Here is a 21607-nt window from a genome sequence, read left to right as displayed (position 1 = left end):
AGATAACTTGCAATTGCGCTTGGAAAATGATAGCTTAAAAAGCATAGCACTGATCAAATAACAAAGAATAATGATCAGAGTGCAGACCAATAATGGCAAGTGAATTAAATGTAAATGCATTAAAGGGATGGGAATGGTATGATAAAGGTATTGATAGTCGAAGATGACAAGGTGTTGAATCACACCTTGGCCTATAATCTTATTTCAGCGGGATACCAGGTGATTTCGACCTACAATTTAAACGAAGCTGACAGTGCGCTTGAACAAGGTCAGGTTGATCTGATTGTTCTAGATGTGAATCTGCCCGATGGCAATGGTTTTGATTTATGTAGAAAATGGCATGACCAAATCGATACACCAATTATTTTTTTAACCGCCAACGATCTCGAAAGTGATATTTTAAAGGGTTTTGAACTGGGGGCCGAGGACTACATCACCAAGCCGTTTCTGACCAGCGTCATGCTGAAAAAGATCGCTGTGATTATCAAAAGAAATAGCGGTAGTACGGAGAAGCATATTTATAACGACGGCAATCTGATTATTGATTTCTCAGAGCGAAAAGCTAGTCTTGGTGGAAATGCCATTGAGCTCAGTAACAACGAATACAAGCTGCTTGACATTTTTATTAAAAACAGCCAGATGGTGCTGACAAGACGGTTACTGTTGGAAAAGTTGTGGGATTACAACGAGAACTTTGTCGATGAAAATGCCCTGACCATGATGATCAGCCGGATCAGATCAAAAATTGATACCCGGGACAAAAAACATCTCAAAACCATTTATGGGATGGGTTATCAATGGATGGGAGTGTCCGATGAGAAGTGAGCATTGGGGAGCTGTGACCATCTTACTTAGCGTTGCCTACTGTATTATTATTTTTTTGCTATTCCGTCATCCCCTGGCAACCGCAGTTTCGGTGCTATTTTGTCTTTTTTTTATTTTGGGTGGCTATTTTGAGAAACGCAGGAATGAAAAATTAATCAGCGCGATCACGGATGAAATCAGCGATAATTTGGAGTTGTTGTTTAATAATGATTATCAAAACGTCAATGCCCTGGATTTATTAGATGAAACCCTGATTTCAAAGATTAACCAGAAAATTGTCGACATCGCCGATGTATTAAAAATAGCGACAGAAAAATCAACCACTGAAAAGAAGGTGCTGGAGGGTTTTATTTCAGATATATCCCATCAAGTAAAAACGCCAATGACCAATTTAAAAATGCTGCACGAAACCATCCAGGACCGGGATCTGCCGGAGCAGACCAGAAATGAACTGCTCAAATTAATGGGAACTCAGCTTGAAAAGTTGGAATTTTTATTATCCTTCATGGTAAAAGCGTCACGATTGGAAGCGGGCCTGATTCAACTAAAAAAGAAGTCAGGCAATTTGTTTGATACGCTGGCCGAAGCCTTGTCGGACATCACCGTTCCGGCCGAAAAAAAGCAGATCCAGATCACTGTTAATTGTCCAGAGGAATACCGCTTAAATCATGATTTAAAATGGACGGCGGAAGCCTTGTTTAATGTGCTGGAGAATGCGGTGAAGTACTCACCGGAGTACAGTTTTATCACCGTTGATGTCAAACGATGCGAAATGTATACCCGAATCACTGTCACCGATCAGGGCAAAGGGATTCCGGAAGCCCATTACGGGAAGATTTTCCAGCGCTTTTATCGGGAAGAAACTAATCTGGAAATTGAGGGAATCGGGATCGGTCTTTATCTGGCTCGTGAAATCATTCAAAAGCAGAATGGCTATATGATGGTGCGCTCGGCTGTTGGCGAGGGCTCAACCTTTTCGGTGTTTTTGCCCAATGCCTTTTAAAATGTTTAAAAGAGCGTTAATCCTAACCGGTTTGTTAGAATTGACGCTCTTTTTTAGTTTATTTCGTATTAATTTCATGAAAACTGTTATATTTTGGTTAGTTTCTCTTGCTATACTGGCGCAAACAGGAGGAATCAATTTGATGAAAATACTGGAAACGAAAAATCTAAAAAAATATTATGGGACAGAAGACAATTGCGTCAAAGCCCTTGATGGCATCGAACTCGCAGTTGAGAAAGGCGAGTTTTTAGCGATTGTCGGGACATCAGGCAGCGGAAAATCGACACTGCTCCATATGTTGGGCGGACTAGACGTTCCTACCGCCGGAAATGTAACAATCGGTGGAAAAGAAATTTCGAAAATGTCCGATGAGCAGTTGACTATTTTTCGACGGCGACAAATTGGCTTTGTGTTTCAAAACTACAATCTGGTTTCGATGCTGAATGTCTATGAGAACATCGTCTTGCCCCTGGAACTCGATGGTAACAAGCCGGACCACAACTATATCCGTGCAATCATTGAGCTACTACACTTGCAGACGATGACGCAGCGCTTCCCTAATAATCTATCCGGGGGACAGCAACAGCGGGTCGCCCTGGCCAGGGCGCTGGCATCAAAACCTTCAATTGTGCTGGCGGATGAACCGACGGGAAATTTAGACAGCAAAACCAGCCAGGAAGTACTGGGTCTTTTAAAAATGAGCATCAAAAAATTCGGACAGACGCTGGTGATGATCACTCACAACAATGAAATTGCTCAACTTGCGGACCGCATCATTCGCATTGAGGATGGAAAGATTGTAGATCGATGAAAACGGCAAAAAAAATCAGAAACAACAATCAGGCCATTATTCGTCATCTGGCCATGCGCAGTATCAAAACCAGTAGAACAAGAAATCTCTTTATCCTCATGACCATTGCCCTGTCCGTCAGTTTGCTGGGGGTGATGGCGCTGTTCACCTCGGCCCAGGGTATTGAACAAAAAAGACAGGTAGCGATGATGCAGCATGTCACCTATATGAATGTGAATGCGGCGCAGATTGCCGCACTGGAAAGTGAAGAACAGATTGAATTTATGACTCTGGATAAATTGGGTCAGGGTTTTGAATTAAATGGAGAAATGATCCGGCCAGCTTATTATGAGGAAATGACGGCGCCGATTAAAACAACTGCGGTTATCGAGGGCAGCTATCCCCATCAATTCAATGAAATTGCGGTTAACAAATCCTTGATGAAGGTACTGGGTGTGCCGGTCACGATCGGGGAGACGGTTTCGTTGACCTTTCTGGATGGGGAAACAGAAACCTTTATTGTTAGTGGGTTTTTAGAAGAAGCGGAGGTTACCAAGGTCTATCCGCTAATCTTTTCCCGGGAATATGCCGAGAACGGACCACAATTAAAGAATGTCGCCTTTCATGCACTGTGTCGAATTCAGGGGGCCGAGGGTATGTCTGAGCAGGAATTTCTGGATACCATTCGTAGCATTGGCGCAGAGGCCGGAGTCGAACGAAAAAACATCAACGAAAACAATAATTTTTCCAGTTCACTGACGATGTCGGCCATGAATATTGGGGTGGTTGTCGGCGTTGGCATCGGCATCCTGCTGGTCAGTGTATTGGTTATTTACAGCGTGTTCTATCTTTCAGTGGTCGGCAGAATTCGTCAGTTTGGGCAGCTGCGAACACTGGGAGCAACGAAAAAACAGATTAAAGCCTTAGTCACCCGGGAAGGGATTCTACTGTGTATGATCGGGTCGATGGTAGGATTTTTGTTTGCCTGGCCGATCGCCTATTCTATTAAGCCGGGCGGCTGGGATTGGGAGCGTACTCTGATTGTCAGTTTGATCATCCTGCTGGCTGATTTACTCACTGTGTTGATCTCGATCCGAAAACCGGCAAAACTGGCAGCCTCTGTTACGTCGATTGAGGCATCGCTTTTTTCACAGTACCGCCAGAGCCAAAAAAAAGAGTCCAAAAACATCAAGCGAAAAATGACGCCGTTGCATCTGGCAATGATGAGTGCCCAAAGGAATCGCAAAAAAACCTTATTGACGATGATTTCCCTGGGCGTTGGCGGGGTTATTTTTCTTACCGGCGCGACCTTTATTGGATCCATGACAGCGGAGGATTATTCCCGACAGGGCTTTTATCAATGGGGTGAATACATCATCGCCTATGACTATAACGCCACCCAAACGATGGAGAACGGCAATGTTGGGATTCAATTGAATAATCCCTTGAATTCTGAACTTATTGAAAGCATCAAAGAAATTGACGGCGTCAAAACGGTGCAAAGTTATCATAAAGCCCAAGTCAACTATGATTACAAGGATCAAACCAACAATCAGGACAGCCTGGCTCCATTTACCCGGGAAGATCAGGAAAATGTTAGAAATGTCTTGGAAGAAGGCAACTTTGATTATGACGAAATGATTGCCAATGATGAACTGCTGATTGTTTATAATGGTGTGGCGGAAGAAATATTTGGCTGGAAATTTGAAATGGGTGATACGGTCACCCTCCACTATTTCAACGGCACCGAGGAAGTAGAGAAAGATTTTAAGGTGGTCGGCGCCATCGATACTTATAGCGAAGTGACTTATAACGCCGGCTTTTTTCTCATTCCCCGGGAAAAGCTGGATCTCTTATTCCCTGGAGTTGACACCACTGAAACGCTGGTGGTCTCGGTTGATGATTTTGAATTGAGAGGGTCTGAGATTGAGCCGCAGATACAAAATCTGGTCGATGAAAATCCGCTCCTGGAAATGGATACGCTTAGAGAAGAGCTGATTGCCGATAAGATATCATTCACCCTGATCAATCGGGTGATTCTGGGACTGTCGATTTTTATTATCGCCTTTAGTTTGATCAATCTGATCAATACTCTGATGACCAATATTATCTCACGTCGGCAGGAGTTTTCGATGCTGCAGTCAATCGGAATGACGAATGGCCAATTAATGAAGATGATTCAGGGCGAGGGATTAATTCTGGCGTTGGGGAACATGGCTATTACTTTAATTCTAGGAACCGGGGTGGGATACCTGTTGGTCCATCTGCTACGGGAACTTGGCGCAACCTATATGCACTATCGCTTTCCGATTTGGTATTTTTTAGCATACCTTCTGGTTACCGTGTTGGTACCGGTTCTGGTTTCGGGGGTTTCAGTACACTCTTTTCAAAACAATTCCCTGGTCGAACGATTGCGGGCAATGGAATAAAAAAATCTTCATAAAAAGAATAATAACGGGGTCAGGGCATATTTTTAAAGCCCTGGCCCCGTTAGTTTGGTCATTGCAGTTGTCAGATAGCATTGCTGGAGTAATTGGTAATGGGTATGATCAGGTCATTTTCATTTTATCACAAAATAAGTGTAACATAGTGGCAGAGTGTGTCAAAAATTGTTTGGGGGTATTGCGGAGGTAGCGTTACATAAGGTGGCATAAACATACTGGAATAAACTGTAACAAAATTATGGGATAAAGCAAATTTGCTAACGTTTTATGGTAAAATTAGCACTTAAAGCTGTGCTTTTAAAAACTGACGTTGAGGTGAAAGCATGCAAAAAGAATTAGCGAAAATGTCATTAGAAGAGTTGTGGGAGTTATTTCCGATTATCTTAAAAGAACACAATCCCCAATATAAAGAGTGGTATGAAACAGAGAAAAGACAGCTTTTAAGCTATTGTAAGAATCTGGATATAAAGCGGATTAGCCATATTGGCAGTAGCGCGGTGAAGGGCTTGATTGCCAAGCCAATCATTGATATCTTATTAGAAGTTGATAGAAGTTGCAATATAACAGAGCTAATTAAAATCCTAAAGCTTAAGAACTGGGGATTGATGTCAAGTGCGTATGAGCCGGATTTGAGGCTCGCATTCAATAAAGGTTATACACCGGATGGATTTGCAGAAAAGGTGTACCATCTGCATGTCAGGCATTGGGGCGATTGGGATGAGTTGTATTTTAGAGATTATCTTTTAGATCATGCTGATGTTGCGGAACAATATGGAAAACTTAAATTGAGTTTGTGGCAAGAATATGAGCACAACAGAGATGGGTACACAGCGGCAAAGACGAAGTTTATTACGGACTATAGCGAAAAAGCGAGGATTGAGTATGCTGACAGGTACAGTCCCTCAGAATAGCAGAAAAAACGCTTTGGTAAATTGATTACAAGAGAGCCCCGGACTTTATAGGGATAATAATTCCGGTTATGATTCGTTCGGGCAAACATCAAAGATACAGATTTAATTGGAATTAGCGGTTGAAAATCTGAAAGATTTGGCGGTTTTTTCGTTAGAAACATTGGAGGTTTGGTATCCGCCTTATAAAATGCATGAATCGGAGTATTTTCATGGGTTAATGAACTCGATACAATAGCAAAAGGTGCTTTAGAAAAAAGTTTGAAGGTCATCTTCTGTTAAATTAAAATGGAATAGGAAAGGTGTGAAAGTTATGAAATGTTGCATTGTAATGGCCGGAATAGATCTGAAAATTTATTAAACGATTAGGAGGATTTGAAATGTCTATTCCGGAAGAAAAAATATACCCGCGGACTGGTGATACTCAGACCATTTATCTGAATGCTGTTATTACCAATCCCAACATTAAGATTGGTGATTATACCATCTACAATGATTTTGTAAATAATCCCATTGATTTTGAAAAAAATAATGTGTTGTATCATTACCCGGTCAATCAGGACCAATTGATTATTGGTAAATTCTGTTCTATTGCCTGCGGTGCAAAGTTCGTTTTTACCAGTGCCAATCATACCTTGAAATCGCTGTCGACTTATCCATTTCCTTTGTTCTGGGAAGAATATGGCCTTGAACAGAAAGCGGTTACCCAAGCCTGGGATAAAAAGGGTGATATTGTGATTGGAAATGATGTTTGGATTGGTTATGAAGCCGTTATTATGTCGGGAGTCCATATTGGTGATGGCGCAATCATCGGAACCAGAGCCGTTGTCACAAAAGATGTGGAGCCCTACACAATCGTTGGTGGAGTACCTGCAAAGCCAATTAAAAAACGATTCGACGATGAAAAAATTAGTAAACTGCAGTCGCTTTGCTGGTGGGATTGGGATAAGGATCAACTGCGTGAAAAGTTAAATGATATTATGTGCGGGAATATTGATCGATTATAAAATGGGTACGGGAAAAACTGAATGTCAACACGGTATTTCATATAGAAAAATTTGGTAATTTGACGGAGGTTTCATGATGAAAAATGTAATAAAAGAATTGCCCTCGGAACAGCGAGGAAAGCTACTCAGTCTTTTGAGCGTCCGTTTCAAGAATAATATGAACCGGCATCCAGGCCTAACTTGGGCTGAGGTTCAGGAAAAACTGGAAGTTAAACCAGAAAAGCTATGGTCACTCAATGAAATGGAAGAAACCGGCGGTGAACCGGATGTAGTTGGCTATGATCAGGATACGAAGGAATACATTTTTTATGATTGCTCTGAAGAAAGTCCTAAAGGCCGTAGAAATGTTTGTTACGATCGTGAAGGGTTGGATTCACGGAAAGAACATAAGCCGGAGAATAGCGCCATTGATATGGCAACCGCCATGGACATCGAACTATTAACTGAAAAACAATACCGGGAATTACAGAAACTGGGGAGTTTTGATACGAAAACGTCAAGCTGGCTAAAAACACCGGTTGAGATCAGAAAACGTGGCGGTGCGCTCTTTGGTGATCGTCGTTACGACCATGTTTTTGTCTATCACAACAGTGCTCCTTCTTATTATGGGGTAAGGGGCTTTCGTGGGGTGCTAAGAGTTTAAATCTGTGAGAAGATATCCGAATCGGACTTATGGGCATTTGCGTTGCTAAAACGTCTGCCAATCAAGCATGTGTGATGCAAAAAAATCGATATATATTCTCTAAACGAATGTCTTTAATGGTAGTTATATAAGAATGATTTATCGATTCTTTCAAAAACCCTAGAAACAAGCGTTCTTGCGGGAACAAATAAATCCCTTTAAAAATTCTTTTTTAAAAAATATTTTAAAAGTGGTTCCAAAAGCGTTCAAAAGGTGTATAATACATTTGAACATAAAATAAACGGAGGTGTATTGATGAATATGTTACAGTTGGAACGCATGAAAAATGACAACGGTTTTATTGCCGCCCTGGATCAAAGCGGAGGCAGCACTCCAAAAGCGTTGGCGATTTATGGCATTCCCAAAGAAGCATATGCGGATGAAGCTGAGATGTTTCAAATGGTTCATGAAATGCGAACAAGAATTATGAAAAGCCCTGCCTTTACTAAAGAAAGAATTCTGGCAGCTATTCTATTTGAAAAAACAATGGATTTAAAAGTGGATGATAAATACAGTGCCGATTATCTTTGGGATGTTAAAGGAATCGTACCGATATTAAAAGTGGATAAAGGGTTGTTGGATCAGGAGAATGGTGTTCAATTGATGAAACCGATTGCGGATCTCGATGCCTTGCTGGCCCGGGCGAAAGATCGCCATATCTTTGGAACCAAAATGCGGTCCGTTATCAAAGAAGCAAATCCAACTGGCATTAAAGCCATTGTTGATCAACAATTTGAAGTCGGGCAAGCCATCGTGGCGGCCGGTTTTATTCCAATTCTGGAGCCGGAAGTGGATATTCATACTCCCAACAAAGCGGAAGCGGAAGCGATCCTCAAGCAGGAAATTCTTGAACACCTGAAAGCACTGGAGCCAAGCTGTCAGATCATGTTTAAGCTGACCATTCCCGATGTTGATAATTTCTATCAGGAGGTAATCGCCCATCCGAATGTTGTTCGAACGGTTGCCTTATCCGGCGGTTATTCCCGGGAAGAGTCCAACATCAAACTGGCTAAGAATCCGAAACTGATTGCCAGTTTCTCAAGAGCCCTGACCGAAGGTCTCAATGTTGGCCAGAGTGATGCAGAGTTTGACAAGGTATTAGACGAATCGATCCAATCGATTTTTGATGCTTCAATTAAATAGATGACGGGATTCTGAATTATCAGTTATAAGAGAGCGTAGTGATGCGCTCTTTTTTTGAGCGCGTTACAAAGCAACAGGACGTTTTGTTTGTCAGCTCGACAACAACATGCTACAATAAATATACAATTGGTAGCCGTTGTTTATGTGTAAAAGCCCAAACAGCGAGGATATGACAAAAAAAACAAAACTGGAGGCTGAAGATGAGTGATCTGTTGCTATTATGTGGCGCTATGCTTATCGTCGTGTATTTGATCATATTATCAAGGACAATAAAAAATATTGAGCCATCAATTAGACTGTCAAATGCCTTTGTGGCAGTGGCCTGTTTATTAATCTGTTTTTCACATTCGGGTTATATAAATTTTATCATGCTGCCGTGGGAAATCATTAGTATCAGGACCGTTTTTTTTAATTTTGGACTGGTTGCCTTCCTGGTCGGACTATTCATCATGTTTGTCGAACTGCTTAAAGATCCATTGTTTAAGTATTCACCATATGTTGTTATCGTTGGCCTGAGTTTATTGACGATGTATGCCAAAATTGCCATACCATTCGGCTGATAGCCATTGGCATTTTGTTTGCTTCAAATGATTTCATGTTTATAAGGCAATGTTTTATAGAAAATTGTGCGATGAATAATGAGAGGTGTTCGTGATGGAAGAAAACCTGATTGCCCCATGTGGTATGAATTGCAGCTTATGTGTCGCCTATCAAATGAAAAAATATGATTTAAAAAAACAGGGTTTTAATCGGAAATACTGCCCCGGCTGTATTCCAAGGGGCGAAAACTGCACCCATATGGGTGACCGGTGTGAGCTGCTCAAAAACGGACAGGTTCGCTTCTGTTATGAATGCCATGATTTTCCCTGTAAGCGTCTAAAGGGACTGGATAAGCGCTATCGGACCAAATATCATATGAGTATGATTGAAAACCTGAAGGCGCTGCAGAAAAATGGGATGGCGGCGCTTCTAAAAAGCGAAACAAGGCGGTGGGCATGCCCTAAATGTGGGGAACCCATTTGCTGTCATAATGGGCTCTGTCTGCAGTGTGATCTTGAGACTTTGCGAAAAAATAAGCGCTACCGCTGGAACGAGGAGGAAAGTTAATTGAAGACAAAACTACGCAAATGGAAAATGGCAGATGCGCAACAGCTTTCGGAGATGCTGAACAACCAAAAAATTCTGGACAACTTGCGGGATGGGTTGCCTTTTCCCTATACCATTGACGATGCAAAAGGATATATTCAGGCAATGCTGGATGCCGATCAGGATCAAACCTTTGCGTATGCTGTTACCGATGGAAATCGGGTTATTGGTAGCATTGGGGTGTTTCGCAAAGAAAACATCCATTTTCGAACAGCCGAACTGGGTTATTACATCGCCGAACCTGATTGGGGCCAAGGACATGGAACCCGGGCGGTAAAACAGATCTGTGAACTGATTTTTGAAACAACTGATATCATCCGGATTTTCGCCGAACCGTTTGTCCGAAACCTGGGGTCATGCCGGATCCTCGAAAAAGCTGGCTTCCAGCCGGAAGGAATCCTCAGAAAGAATGCTGTCAAAAATGATCAGATAGAGGATATGAAACTTTATGCGTTAATCCGAGAGTGATAATGGGACGATGCTAAAAAATGAATGCGTCTGTAAAGCCATTGAATTTATTATTGACAACCTGAATGAGGAAATCACCATCGCTGATGTAGCTGATTATTGTCATTTGTCCAAATATTATTTGTGCCGGATTTTCAAAGCCGAAACTGGTGAAGGGGTTTATGCTTTTATCAAGCGGTTGAAAATGGAACAAAGTGCAATTGAAATGAAGCTCGGCAAAGATAAATCAATTACCACTATCGGAACCAGTTATGGCTATAGTTCATCAAACTACAGCTCTGCTTTTAAAAAGCACCATCACCTTTCCCCGGCAGAATTTCGCAAAACCGTGAATACCAGTGATGCCCCTCACCCCTATCGTCCCGATCAACTGGCACGATTTCAGGCCTTTGAGGGATACGATCAGAAGATTGAAATTCGGCAACTGGCGGAATTCCAGGTGATTTACGAACGGTATTTGGGGAATTACCTTGATCTGGGCGCCCAGTGGGAAGCTTTTACGGCCAAACACCAAGCCGATATTCATGCTGAGACCCTCCTAATTGAACGTTACTATGATGATCCGGCCATTACTCGGATCGGCCAATGTTTATATGATTTATGTATAACCATCGATGTTAACTGTCAGTGTACCAACAGCATGACTATCGGCGGAGGGAAATTTGCGATTTACCGCTTTGATGGGCTGATCAAAGATATTTATGAAACCCTTCAAGGCATCTATAATATCTGGTTGCCAGACAGTGGTTATAAAATGGATGAACGCTATGGTCTTAATATTTATCGCCAAATTGACAGAGCACAGAGCCAAGTGATCATGGATTTATGCATCCCAGTTAAATAGCGCAAGAATTCAGAAGTAATGAAACAGACTTTCTTTTATAATGATAGTTGTCAAAAGACAGGGGTCGATTTGAAAGGGGTTTGTTTTTTTATTGGAAGATAAACAAATAACGGCCTGATTCAAAAAGCCAAGCGGATGATTAAATAAAAACGGAGGATGTTAATATGTTTGATATTAGAAAAATTCAGGAACAGGTTATTTTTCAGGCGGTCAAAGACCAAAGCAATGAGGCGGTTGCCAAAGCGATCGTAGTTGGGTCGGATGAATTGGAGGATAACCCGAGCTGGGTTCAAGCGACAATGAAACGGTTGGAAAACCAGTTTGATCACGATACGGTTGTGCAGATTCGCAGAAACTGTCAGTGTGGCTACGGCATGGATGAGCGCTTGGCGCTACTCAACGAACTGGTCGCCGAATCAGCGAGTTTGGAAGAATTCGGTAGTCAGGCCAAAGCCAATGCTGCGGGGCTTTATAGTAATAATGGGGAGCTCTATCTCCAGTTTCCATTTTGCCCTTGCCCAATGTTAGAAGGCGTTGACCGGCTGGAGACGGATACCTGGTGTCAATGCACCACCGGCTACAGCCAGGTGCTTTTTGAAAAAGCATTTCAGTGCCAAGTCGAGGTGGAGCTTCTAAAAAGTGTCAAAATGGGTGATGACAAATGTTTGATGAAAATTATTCCCGAAAAAGATATCTGGAAGTAAAGATCAAACTATCAACAGTGAAATAACTTAAATTAAAAAATTTGCCTGAACCGGTGTTGCAAATAAAATTGCAGTATCGGTTTTTGCTTTTTTTGGGGGGGGCGGAGGTTGCCGCAATAATCATAAAAACATCGGAATACGGTGCAGCATCAGTTTCAGTTGCCCACTAAATAATAGCCATCATGAGCTTCTGTTCGCAATGAACGTTCGGGATTTTGATGAAGCTGCGAAACGATTGTCCGAGATTATTAAAATATGTTAAATTGAAAGTCGATGACAACATAAAAGGTATCGAACCATCAACGCAAATAGTTAACAGTGATTTAGTCATAAAATGGAATATTTATGTCAAACTCAAATATATATTTTTCCGTAAAGCGATAAATAATTGCAAAAAAATTAGAATAATAGTATCATATCAACTAAGTAACTAATTATTGCATAAATTGTTCTAAAATAGCATAAAACCAAGCTATTCAAGTGGAACAGTAAAATGCCACAATTGCCGAAACAACAAATTATTTAAGAGAGGCAGATGTATGCTTTTTATATTAATTGGGCTTCTAAACAACCTTCACCCATTTCCCCAGAGTGCGGTTTTCAATAATAACCTGATGATCTGGTGTAAACTCATAGTTTTCATAGTAGCCATTTTCGCCCAACAATTCCCACTTGCCGATAAGCTGATCCGGGTCATCAGTAAGTGCTGGTGGCTTATTTTCGGCAACCGGTTTGACAGAACAGCCACATAAAACAACAAATAGAAGAATTAGTAATCCGGCAATCCAAACGTTTTTTGTCATCTTGAGTCTCCCTAGCACAATATAATTTGAAATGACTAAAGTATATAGGTTTGAAAACCTGGTTTCAAGTTATTTGTAAAACAAAATGGTGGTATTTTGGGTTGCTTTAAAATGGTGTTAATTTTTTCAGATCAAAAGACCGTAGAAGTCTTTTATTTCTGCAATAGTTCTTTTCATCGAGGCAAACCTCTGATAAAATGTTCAGTAAATGACAGAAAATTTCTGAAATAGTACAGCAAAAAATACACAAGCTAAAATCAGAAAAGCATCAGCAGTTGAGGGCAATTGTTAATGACAGCCTAAAAATCTTGGGATTCATAAATTAAAGGAGTAGCAAAAGCGAATGAAAAGAAGAATGAAACTAGTCTGTCTGTTTTTAAGCATGTTGATCACCCTGACAGCCTGCTCACCCGGGGAAAAGACAGCACTCGATCCTAAAAATCCGGTTTCGATTACCCTGTGGCATTATTATGTCGGGGATAATAAGATTGCCCTGGAAAAAGCGGTGGATGCGTTTAACACCAGTGTGGGTTCCGAAAAAGGGGTGGTGGTTAATGCGGTTGCCAAAGGCAGTGTTGCGGAACTCGAAAAAGCTGTTACGGATGCCGCCAATGGCGTTATCAATGCCGAATCCATGCCGGATGTATTCTCCTGTTATCCTGATAAGGCGTTAGAAATAGATGGGTTGGGAAAATTATGCGATTTAAACGATTACTTTACAAAAGCAGAAAAGGTGCAGTATGTGGAAGAGTTTTTAAACAGTGGCCAATTTGACGGCGAGCGGCTATTGATTCTGCCGATTGTCAAAAGTACCGAGCTGCTTTATGTTAATGAAACTGCATGGAATGAATTTGCCGCAGAAAGTGGTTTGGATGCTAGTAAGCTTGGCACGTGGGAAGGCGTTTACGCGGCGGCTCAGGCTTATTATAAATGGACGGATGCCCAGACCCCGACAATTGTTGGTGATGGAAAAAGCCTGATGGGGGTTGACTCGGTGGCGAATTATGTCATCATTGGCAATAAGCAATTGGGTGTTGAAGTTATCGATGGCGAAAATCAGCAGGTGGTGTTGAATAAGGACGTGATGAAAAAGATCTTTGATACTTATTATGGCGGTATGAGTCTGGGTTATTTCAATGCAGTCGGTAAATTCCGTTCAGATGATATTAAGGCCGGGGATCTGGTAGCCTATGTTGGTTCATCATCGGGTGCTGCCTATTTCCCAACCTGGATCGAAAAAGACAATACGCAACAGCCCATCAATTTTCTGGCGCTATCCTACCCGGTATTTTCCGGTGGCAGCCCTGATGCAATCCAGCAGGGGGCAGGGATGAGTGTGACTAACTCGACCCCGGATAAGCAGGAAGGGGCGGCGGTTTTTCTAAAATGGTTTACTGCCGAAGCTCAAAATATTGATTTTGCCATGACGACCGGGTACCTGCCAGTACAAGCTGGTGCTTACGAGAATGAAGCGTTTAAAACCTCGCTAGAGACGTTAAGTACAGGAACAGATACCGATCAAAATATTGCAAAAGTCTATGAGATTGCGCTGGATCAGATCATGGAACGGGAAACTTATGCGTCTCTCCCTTTTAAAGGCAGCTATGAGGTGCGAACGACGCTGGAAAAATCATTGATGGCAATGGGTGAAGCCGGGCGTCAAAATGCAGTAGTTTTAAAGGAACAAGGGTTGTCAGAAGAGGAAATACTGGCGGCGCTGGATCTTAATGCCCGGTTTGAAGAGTGGTTGACCGTTATTCGCAGCCAGCTTGATGAGTCCGGGATAGCCTATGTTGAAAAATAGTCAAGCGCAATAAAACAATTGATAAGGAAACTGGAATGAAAAAAACCTGGACCCTTCGAAGACAGTTAAATATATTATTGGCGCTGATTGTCACCTTTCAAAGCGTGGCCTTACTATCGGCGTTGTGGGTATCTCAGGTCTTTTTCATGTTGGATGCTGAAGCGGTGCGCTTGTTGAATAATACCACCGAAACCCGGAAGAAAACATTTGATGCATCGGTTGGTCAGACGATTGCGAATGTCGCCGATGAGACCGAACAACTGAATGCTGCTTTAATTTTGTTGGCTCAGCAGCAGGGTAGTGCTCCCAATGCGTTGTATCTCAATGACTCGGCATATAATGAAACGGCTTTGCGGGCCAGTCAGTCACTGGTAACAATCCTGAAAGAAAACCAGGTGACCGGGGCCTTCTTTGTTTTGAATGGTTCAAATTCGAACAAAGGCGATCCTGCGGCGCATTCGGCGGTATATATTCGCAATAGCACTCCGGATAGTGGTGTGACGTCAAACTATTTAATGGAAATTGGTCCCATCGCGGTATCCAAACAATATACTATGGCTACCAGCATCCGTTGGGATCTGGATCTGCGTCGAGAAAATTCAGCCGGAGCCTTTGACTTTTATGAGAAACCAATCTGGGCCAGCAGTCAGTTTAAAAACGCTGAAATGGAGCGGTATGGTTATTGGTCACCGCCCCGGGATCTGCTCCAAGACAATCAACAGGTTGTTACCTATACGTTGCCGATTCTTGATGAAAATGGAAACGGCTATGGAGTGATGGGGATCGAAATTGATATGCCTTATTTTAGCCAGCAGTATCTACCGGATTCGGACCTGCTTTATCACAACAGTTTTTATGTGATCACCCAAATGATCGATCAGACCCTGAATCTGGACTGGTTTATTCCCAGTGGGGTTTTGGCAGAAACTTATTTAAAAAGTGGCGAGCAGTTGACGCTTACAAAAGGACAGGATAAGGGGATTTTTGAAACCCGACTGGGAGCGCTGGGGACAATGGTTGCTTCGGTTCAAAAATTGAAGGTTTATAGTGACAATTCGCCTTTTGCCGATCAGAACTGGACCCTGGCCTGTCTGGTGCCGAAAGATGTTTTACGGGAAAATTCGGTATCCGTGCGGGAGAAGCTGATTTACAGTATTTTGATGACCACTGTTCTGGCGTTTGGGGCTGTTTTTGTACTGGTTTACTTTTTTACCCGAAAGATCTCCCGGTTGTCAAAATACGTCCGGGAACTGTCGCCCTATGATGAGATTTATTTCAAACCCACGGGAATGCGGGAGGTTGATGACCTGACGGCGGCGGTGCAATTGTTAAACCAGCGCTTGATGAATGTCTCCAAAACCACCTCTAAAATTCTGGAATTGAGTTTGTTGCCGATTGGCGGCTACGAAGTACTGGAAAACAGCCAGGTGATCCTTACCGATTTTGTCTATTGGCTGCTCCATCTGGAGCCCGGTAGTGTGATAACTCTTGATGACTGGTCCCGTTATTATCTGCAGTTAACTAAAAAACCGGTGGCAGGTCAGGAAAATATCTATGAGTATTACGATGCCTATACCGAAAAACAGATGTGGCTACGGATTCTCGAGGCCAAGTCGCCCAATGGACTGGTCGGGGTGATCCAGGACGTCACTGACGACATTGAAGAAAAACGACGGTTAACCAATGAGTTGGACTATGATGCGTTGACAGGGCTGTTTAGCAACACTGCCTTGAAGCGGGAAACAACAAGGAGAATCGCCGAAAAGCCCAATGAAATCGGGGCGATGATTTTTATTGATTTGGACAATCTCAAATATATCAATGACACGTTTGGCCACGATGTGGGAGATCGGCTGATTATCCGGGCTAGTGAAATTTTCCGCTATTTTGAACAGTTTGGTGGCATTGTCTCCCGGATTTCCGGAGATGAGTTTGCCATCTACCTTCATGATTGTGGCAATCAGGAGGAGCTGCGCCAAAAAATTAAAAACCTCTATCCTTATGGCAAGTCTTTTTTACTGACCACACCAGATGGCAATGAGAATCAGATTTGTTTTTCGGCAGGGGTGGCCTGGTATCCCCAGGATGCCAGCAACGTTCTGGAGTTGCTGAAACGGTCGGATTTTGCCATGTATGAGGCCAAACACAAGGAAAAAGGGTGCTTGTTTGAATTCAATCGGGAGTATTATCAGCAAATGTCTTACCTGCTGGAAAACCGTGAGGCCATCAATCGCCTGCTGGATGAGCAGCTGATACGCTTTGCCTTTCAGCCCATTGTCGATTTAAAAAGCGGTGAGATTATGGGCTACGAGGCATTGATGCGGCCCTTGCTTGAGAATTTCAAAAATCCCAGGGAGATTCTGGCCGTAGCGGCAGCTCAATCAAAACTGGCGCAACTGGAACGAATGATCATTTTGATGGCGTTTCAGACCCTTGATAAACACGCTGAAGAACTTGGAGAACGCAAAATATTTATCAACAGCATTCCCAGCCAGCGTTTGAATGATGAAGATCATCTGTTCGTTGAAATGCAATACCGGCAGTATTTTAAACAGGTAATCATTGAAGTTACTGAGGAAGACAGCCGTAATATCGAGCTCTTATCAGAAAAAATCCGCTTTATCAAAAACAATGGGATGGCAATTGCGTTGGACGATTTTGGTAGCGGTTATTCTAATGAGATCCGGATTTTATCGCTGCTGCCAGATATAATAAAGATTGATATGGAAATGATTCAGGGGATTAACAACAACGTGGACAAACAAAATCTGGTTGCTAATCTGGTCAATTTTTGTCATAACAAGGGCGTTAAGGTAGTGGCCGAAGGTATTGAGGCATCCAATGATCTGGCCACAGTCATCGCAATGGGTATCGATTATGCTCAGGGATTTTATCTGGGTCAGCCGATGTTTGAGTTTGCTGCAATCGATCCGGAGTTGCAAAATGAAATTCGGGAATTGCAAAAGAAAGCCATCCAAAATTCATTGGAAGAATGAAACGATGATTAAAAAATTGAAAGGGGCAAAAGATGAAAACCGCGGTTATTTATTATTCACTGGAAGGAAATATGGATTTTATCGCTCGGGAAATCGGAAAAAATGCGGAGGTTGATCTTTATCGACTAAAACCACAGAAAGAGTATCCTACCGGGAAGATCAGCAAGTATGTGGTCGGGGGGAAAAGTGCCAAGTTTGGTGAGTGCCCTAAACTCATCAATCCGGCCATTGATCTGTCAAAGTATGAGACTGTGATTATCGGTACGCCGATTTGGGCCGATACCCTCGCGCCGCCATTGAATACTTTTTTTAAGGATTATGATATCACGGGAAAGAAGATTATTCTGATAGCCACCCATCGCGGTGGTGGTGCTGACAAGTGTTTTGAGAAAATGAAGACTCATCTCGCCGGCAATCAAATTCTTAACAGTTTTGATTTTTTAGAACCCAGACAACAGCAGGACAAAAATATCGATGAAAAATTAGCACAAATCAACAAACTGATTGGCGCATAAAACAAAACTGCCTGATCCGACGTTTAGCGGATCAGGCAGTTTTTTATCCAAAAGATTTTAAAGCAATCAGGCTTCTCTGATTTTACGAAGCAGCGGTGTTTTGGTCACAGCCAGCCATAGTCCGCCAGAAAGCAGGCCCAGAATGATGTTGAGCCCGCCGATAACTGGAATCAGATGATCCATGTTAAAGGAAATGATAATCATTCCGATGCTACCCATGATGGTGGCAAAAGATCCCATCAGTGAAGAGGCTGAACCAGCATCTTCAGCTTGTTGATCCAACATCAGGTAGGCACTGGGGGGACGAGAGCAACTACCGGACAGAGTAGCAGGAAATAAAACCAGTGCAAAGATAAAAGGGTTGCTTTGACCAAACAGAATAATCGCCAGACCGCTTAAGATCGTAATGCCAAAACAGAGATTAATGATTGAAAAGCGCTTGAAATGGTTGGATAGTTTGATATAAATCAAGGGGCCCAACAGCATCGCCAGGGCGTTAAAAGCAAAAAAGTAACTGTAAACCTGGCTGCTGGTTCCAAAATCATTTTGATAAATATAGGAGGATGATGAAATAAAGGCCAAGCCGGAGATGCTGGAAAGGGAAAAAATAATCAACAGGGACGTAAAGCCCGGGTTTTTCAGGACAACCCCCAGTCGCCCCAACGTATGGAGAATATTTCCGGAGCCCCGATGTGCGATTGTTTCCTCAAAAATGATGGAACCTAAGAGGATAATGAGCCCCAGCAGGGCCTGGATGATAAAAACCCCCCGCCAGGAGGTGAAGGTCAGTAGTAGCGCCCCAATTACCGGGGCAACAGCCGGGACAATAATGACCATGGATTGAACCAAGGCCAGGGTTTTCTCCCGTCGTCGTTCATGGTAGACATCCTTGACAATGGCAGTAGCCACGGCGCTGGCAGAACCGCCGCCGATGGCCTGCAGAACCCGGAAAAAAATCAACTGATAAATACTGCCGGAGACGGCACAGAGCAAGCTGGCAACTGCATAGCCGGTGATCCCGATCAGTAAAATCGGTCGGCGGCCATACTTGTCACTGAGCGGCCCCCAAATCAGAATACCGGCACTGAAAAAGATGAAAAATAAGATCAGGGTCAGATTCGTCAGGTATTCGGGGACATTGAAATAGGTGGTCATGGTAGGTAGCGCCGGCAAATATAGATCGGTGGACAGTGGGGCAAAAGCGCTTAAGAAAACCAGGAAGATCAGCAGGCCCCGATCACCCAGATATTTTTGTCCAGAGATGCTTTTATTAGAATTGGTTGTTTGTTTTTTCATCGTTTCTCGCATTCCTATAAATTTTAAGCGGGGTATTACATATTAACCCTAGTTAATATTATAATGCAAATAGATTAGATTTCAAGTAATTATATCGATGGGTCAGGATAAAAAACGGATTGGATATTGAGGCTTGAATATTAAAGAATGGAGAAGTAGAAATTCATATTAAAATAGAGTATGTTTTTTCAACAAGATTGTTAATGTGTTTGCAATTGTTATTTCCGGGGCACTAATGATTATTATACCGATGTTTTTTTTCATGGTGAAAAAGGTGTGCTGAGGGTACTCTTTGATATCGGCAAAAGTAGCGTAAAAAATACAAGTTGCTGTTATTATGAAGGTTTCTTGTGAGGATTAGTAAACTGTTGGTTAGTACTTAAAATGTCACGACAGATCAAAAATTAATTGTATTGATAAACTGTCAACATTGACATGGTCCTGCAATTAATCTATAGTATCAAGTATATGTTTATAATTCATTTACTGTAACTGGAGAAGAAAATGGGAGACCCATGCCATAAAATTAAAAAAAGAAATGCACGAGTAGTATTTGCGTTAGTGATACTATTTGTTTTGACAATTTTATTTTTAGCCAATGCAAACAGCAAAGAAAATCTAAGAATTGTCGGAGAAAATGAAAGAACCCTTTTAGAAAATTGGACCATTCGCGTTGGTGCATTCGAGGAACAAGGGGTAAGTTTACCAGTTGATCTCGACATAGAGCCGGGAACTGAGTATGAGGCAGCTACAGTTCTCCCAAATGTTGATAGTAAAATGAATTATTTATTACTGCGAGCATCGATGCAGGATATGGTCGTTTACTTAGATGGACAGGAAATCCAGCGAGTTAAAAAGCCAGAAACCCGGGGAATGGCAAGTCCTCTCGCGAGTACTTGGGTAATGTTCAAACTACCACAGGATTTTCAGGAAAAAACCTTAAGAATTATTTTAAAAAGCGATGTCGCTGCTTTTTCCGGTCATGTTAATATGGTGATGATAGGAGATAGTTCGAGCCTGGTCAATTACGTTTTTGAACAGGGGTTTGGAGGTTTTCTTGTTTTTCTGGTTTTGTTCGTGATGGGATTGCTTTTGATGCTGTTTGCGACTTTTACCAAAAGCTTACCGGATAATCGCTTCTTATATCTCGGATTGCTGATGATATCTACCAGTGTCTGGATTTTATCAGAGGCCAGAATTCTCCAATTTTTTATCGGAAATCGATATATAATTGGAGGGATCAGTTATTTGATGGTGCCGTTGATGGGGGGCTTTTTTTCCTTGTATGTCAAAGAAGCGATTTTTTTTGAACATTGGAATAAACGGTTGATGCAGATGATGGCAGGGCTGTATCTATTTTTGTTAATTGCTACAATAATACTTCAGGTGTTGGGAATAAGTGAGTTTATTGAGATCATGAACATTATACTGATGGTGATTTTTTTTAATATCATTATTTTTTCAGTCCTGATGTTTGAGGAACTGGTGAAAAAGAGTAATCAGGATGCAAAACAGTTCTTTAAGTATGTGAGTGTACTATCGGTCAGTGTAATCATCGAAGGAATTGTATTTTACACTAATCAGTTTGATTATACATCATTTTTTATACGAGTCGGCAGTCTCATCTTTTTTTGCTTGCTGCTGATAGATTCCTATCTTTATGTTAAAAAGAGTCTTCAAAGTCAGAAGGAACGGGATCTCTATGAAGCGCTTGCTTACCAGGATGTTCTAACTGGAGGGAATAACCGTGCAGCATTTGAACGCGATTTTGAGATGCTCAGAAATAAAGAAATGCAATTCAGACTTGTGTTATTGGATTTGAATGAGTTGAAATTCATCAATGATAATTACGGACATGGGTCAGGTGATGAGGCCATTAAGACACTTTATGTCATGATGCATGATGCGTTTATGCCGGAAGGGATATGTTACCGAATTGGTGGCGATGAATTTGCCATTCTGATGGAAAATACTGAGGAAGCAGCCATTAAGCTCAAGATTCTCCAGATGAATAAATATCTTAAATGTGCCGAAAACCAGGTGGAATACCCACTTGAGGTGGCAATCGGAACAGACGTATACGATGCGAAGACGTGGTCAAATCTAACCAAATTTTATCATCATGTCGATCAACAAATGTATGCAGACAAGCTCGAAAGAAAACAAATACGAAAAACAAAGCTTACCATCGCAGTACAATAAAACCGGTTGAAGCGGTCTGGTTTTATT

The 21607-nt window shown here is 42.1% G+C and carries 19 protein-coding genes; 17 read left to right on the top strand and 2 right to left on the bottom strand.

The window, feature by feature from the left end; all coding sequences use genetic code 11:
* Window positions 1–138: 138 nt before the first annotated feature.
* From Q7P33_RS13605 to Q7P33_RS13545, 13 genes are all read left to right on the top strand, one after another.
* Window positions 139–825 carry a response regulator transcription factor gene (locus Q7P33_RS13605; RefSeq protein WP_369693313.1) on the top strand — a complete coding sequence of 229 codons (687 nt, stop codon included), beginning with the start codon at window positions 139–141 and terminating at the stop codon, window positions 823–825.
* Window positions 815–1828 (top strand): sensor histidine kinase KdpD, encoded by a 1014-nt coding sequence (locus tag Q7P33_RS13600; protein WP_303871131.1) that lies wholly within the window; start codon window positions 815–817, stop codon window positions 1826–1828. The genes Q7P33_RS13605 and Q7P33_RS13600 overlap by 11 nt, the downstream gene beginning before the upstream one ends.
* Window positions 1829–1970: 142 nt before the next feature.
* Window positions 1971–2639, top strand: coding sequence for an ABC transporter ATP-binding protein (locus tag Q7P33_RS13595; RefSeq protein ID WP_303871129.1), 669 nt, complete (start codon window positions 1971–1973; stop codon window positions 2637–2639).
* Complete coding sequence (locus Q7P33_RS13590; protein WP_303871128.1) at window positions 2636–5047, top strand: ABC transporter permease; 2412 nt, start codon at window positions 2636–2638, stop codon at window positions 5045–5047. Before Q7P33_RS13595 ends, Q7P33_RS13590 begins: the two co-directional genes overlap by 4 nt.
* Window positions 5048–5385: 338 nt before the next feature.
* Window positions 5386–5973, top strand: coding sequence for a GrpB family protein (locus tag Q7P33_RS13585; protein WP_303871126.1), 588 nt, complete (start codon window positions 5386–5388; stop codon window positions 5971–5973).
* Between the two features lie 377 nt (window positions 5974–6350).
* A complete protein-coding gene (locus tag Q7P33_RS13580; RefSeq protein WP_303871125.1) occupies window positions 6351–6977 on the top strand; it encodes a CatB-related O-acetyltransferase in 627 nt (208 codons plus the stop codon).
* 76 nt (window positions 6978–7053) lie between these two features.
* On the top strand, window positions 7054–7620 hold the full coding sequence (locus Q7P33_RS13575; protein ID WP_303871227.1) for a DUF4256 domain-containing protein: 567 nt from the start codon (window positions 7054–7056) through the stop codon (window positions 7618–7620).
* A 294-nt stretch (window positions 7621–7914) separates the two neighbouring features.
* Window positions 7915–8802, top strand: a complete 888-nt coding sequence (locus Q7P33_RS13570) for a fructose bisphosphate aldolase (protein ID WP_303871123.1) — start codon at window positions 7915–7917, stop codon at window positions 8800–8802.
* 200 nt (window positions 8803–9002) lie between these two features.
* Window positions 9003–9362 carry a hypothetical protein gene (locus Q7P33_RS13565; RefSeq protein WP_303871121.1) on the top strand — a complete coding sequence of 120 codons (360 nt, stop codon included), beginning with the start codon at window positions 9003–9005 and terminating at the stop codon, window positions 9360–9362.
* Window positions 9363–9456: 94 nt separating this feature from the next.
* The gene (locus Q7P33_RS13560) at window positions 9457–9909 is read left to right on the top strand and encodes a DUF3795 domain-containing protein (RefSeq protein ID WP_303871119.1); all 453 of its coding nucleotides are present in this window, start codon (window positions 9457–9459) and stop codon (window positions 9907–9909) included.
* Window positions 9910–10416 carry a GNAT family N-acetyltransferase gene (locus tag Q7P33_RS13555; protein WP_303871118.1) on the top strand — a complete coding sequence of 169 codons (507 nt, stop codon included), beginning with the start codon at window positions 9910–9912 and terminating at the stop codon, window positions 10414–10416.
* Window positions 10417–10426: 10 nt separating this feature from the next.
* Window positions 10427–11260, top strand: a complete 834-nt coding sequence (locus Q7P33_RS13550) for a GyrI-like domain-containing protein (protein WP_303871117.1) — start codon at window positions 10427–10429, stop codon at window positions 11258–11260.
* Between the two features lie 164 nt (window positions 11261–11424).
* On the top strand, window positions 11425–11964 hold the full coding sequence (locus Q7P33_RS13545) for a DUF6144 family protein (RefSeq protein ID WP_303871115.1): 540 nt from the start codon (window positions 11425–11427) through the stop codon (window positions 11962–11964).
* Window positions 11965–12527: 563 nt separating this feature from the next.
* Here the strand turns inward: Q7P33_RS13545 and Q7P33_RS13540 are convergent.
* Window positions 12528–12767 (bottom strand): hypothetical protein, encoded by a 240-nt coding sequence (locus tag Q7P33_RS13540; protein ID WP_303871113.1) that lies wholly within the window; start codon window positions 12765–12767, stop codon window positions 12528–12530.
* Window positions 12768–13110: 343 nt separating this feature from the next.
* Here Q7P33_RS13540 and Q7P33_RS13535 point away from each other — a divergent pair, with 343 nt between their 5' ends.
* Genes Q7P33_RS13535 through Q7P33_RS13525 form a run of 3 tightly spaced genes read left to right on the top strand, consistent with a single transcriptional unit; the run spans window position 13111 to window position 18082 of the window.
* A complete protein-coding gene (locus Q7P33_RS13535; RefSeq protein ID WP_303871111.1) occupies window positions 13111–14571 on the top strand; it encodes an extracellular solute-binding protein in 1461 nt (486 codons plus the stop codon).
* A 35-nt stretch (window positions 14572–14606) separates the two neighbouring features.
* Window positions 14607–17567 (top strand): EAL domain-containing protein, encoded by a 2961-nt coding sequence (locus Q7P33_RS13530; RefSeq protein ID WP_303871109.1) that lies wholly within the window; start codon window positions 14607–14609, stop codon window positions 17565–17567.
* Window positions 17568–17599: 32 nt separating this feature from the next.
* Window positions 17600–18082 carry a flavodoxin gene (locus Q7P33_RS13525; protein WP_303871107.1) on the top strand — a complete coding sequence of 161 codons (483 nt, stop codon included), beginning with the start codon at window positions 17600–17602 and terminating at the stop codon, window positions 18080–18082.
* Between the two features lie 66 nt (window positions 18083–18148).
* Here the strand turns inward: Q7P33_RS13525 and Q7P33_RS13520 are convergent, their stop codons facing one another.
* Window positions 18149–19378: a multidrug effflux MFS transporter gene (locus Q7P33_RS13520; RefSeq protein ID WP_303871105.1), complete on the bottom strand. Its 1230-nt coding sequence runs from the start codon at window positions 19376–19378 to the stop codon at window positions 18149–18151.
* Window positions 19379–20155: 777 nt separating this feature from the next.
* Here Q7P33_RS13520 and Q7P33_RS13515 point away from each other — a divergent pair.
* Window positions 20156–21580 carry a diguanylate cyclase domain-containing protein gene (locus Q7P33_RS13515; protein WP_303871104.1) on the top strand — a complete coding sequence of 475 codons (1425 nt, stop codon included), beginning with the start codon at window positions 20156–20158 and terminating at the stop codon, window positions 21578–21580.
* The last annotated feature ends 27 nt before the right edge of the window (window positions 21581–21607 follow it).

Origin of the sequence: Acetobacterium wieringae, from assembly GCF_026646375.1 — a bacterium.
GTDB lineage: Bacteria > Bacillota > Clostridia > Eubacteriales > Eubacteriaceae > Acetobacterium > Acetobacterium wieringae_A.
This window is presented reverse-complemented; position numbering and strand designations above follow the sequence as displayed.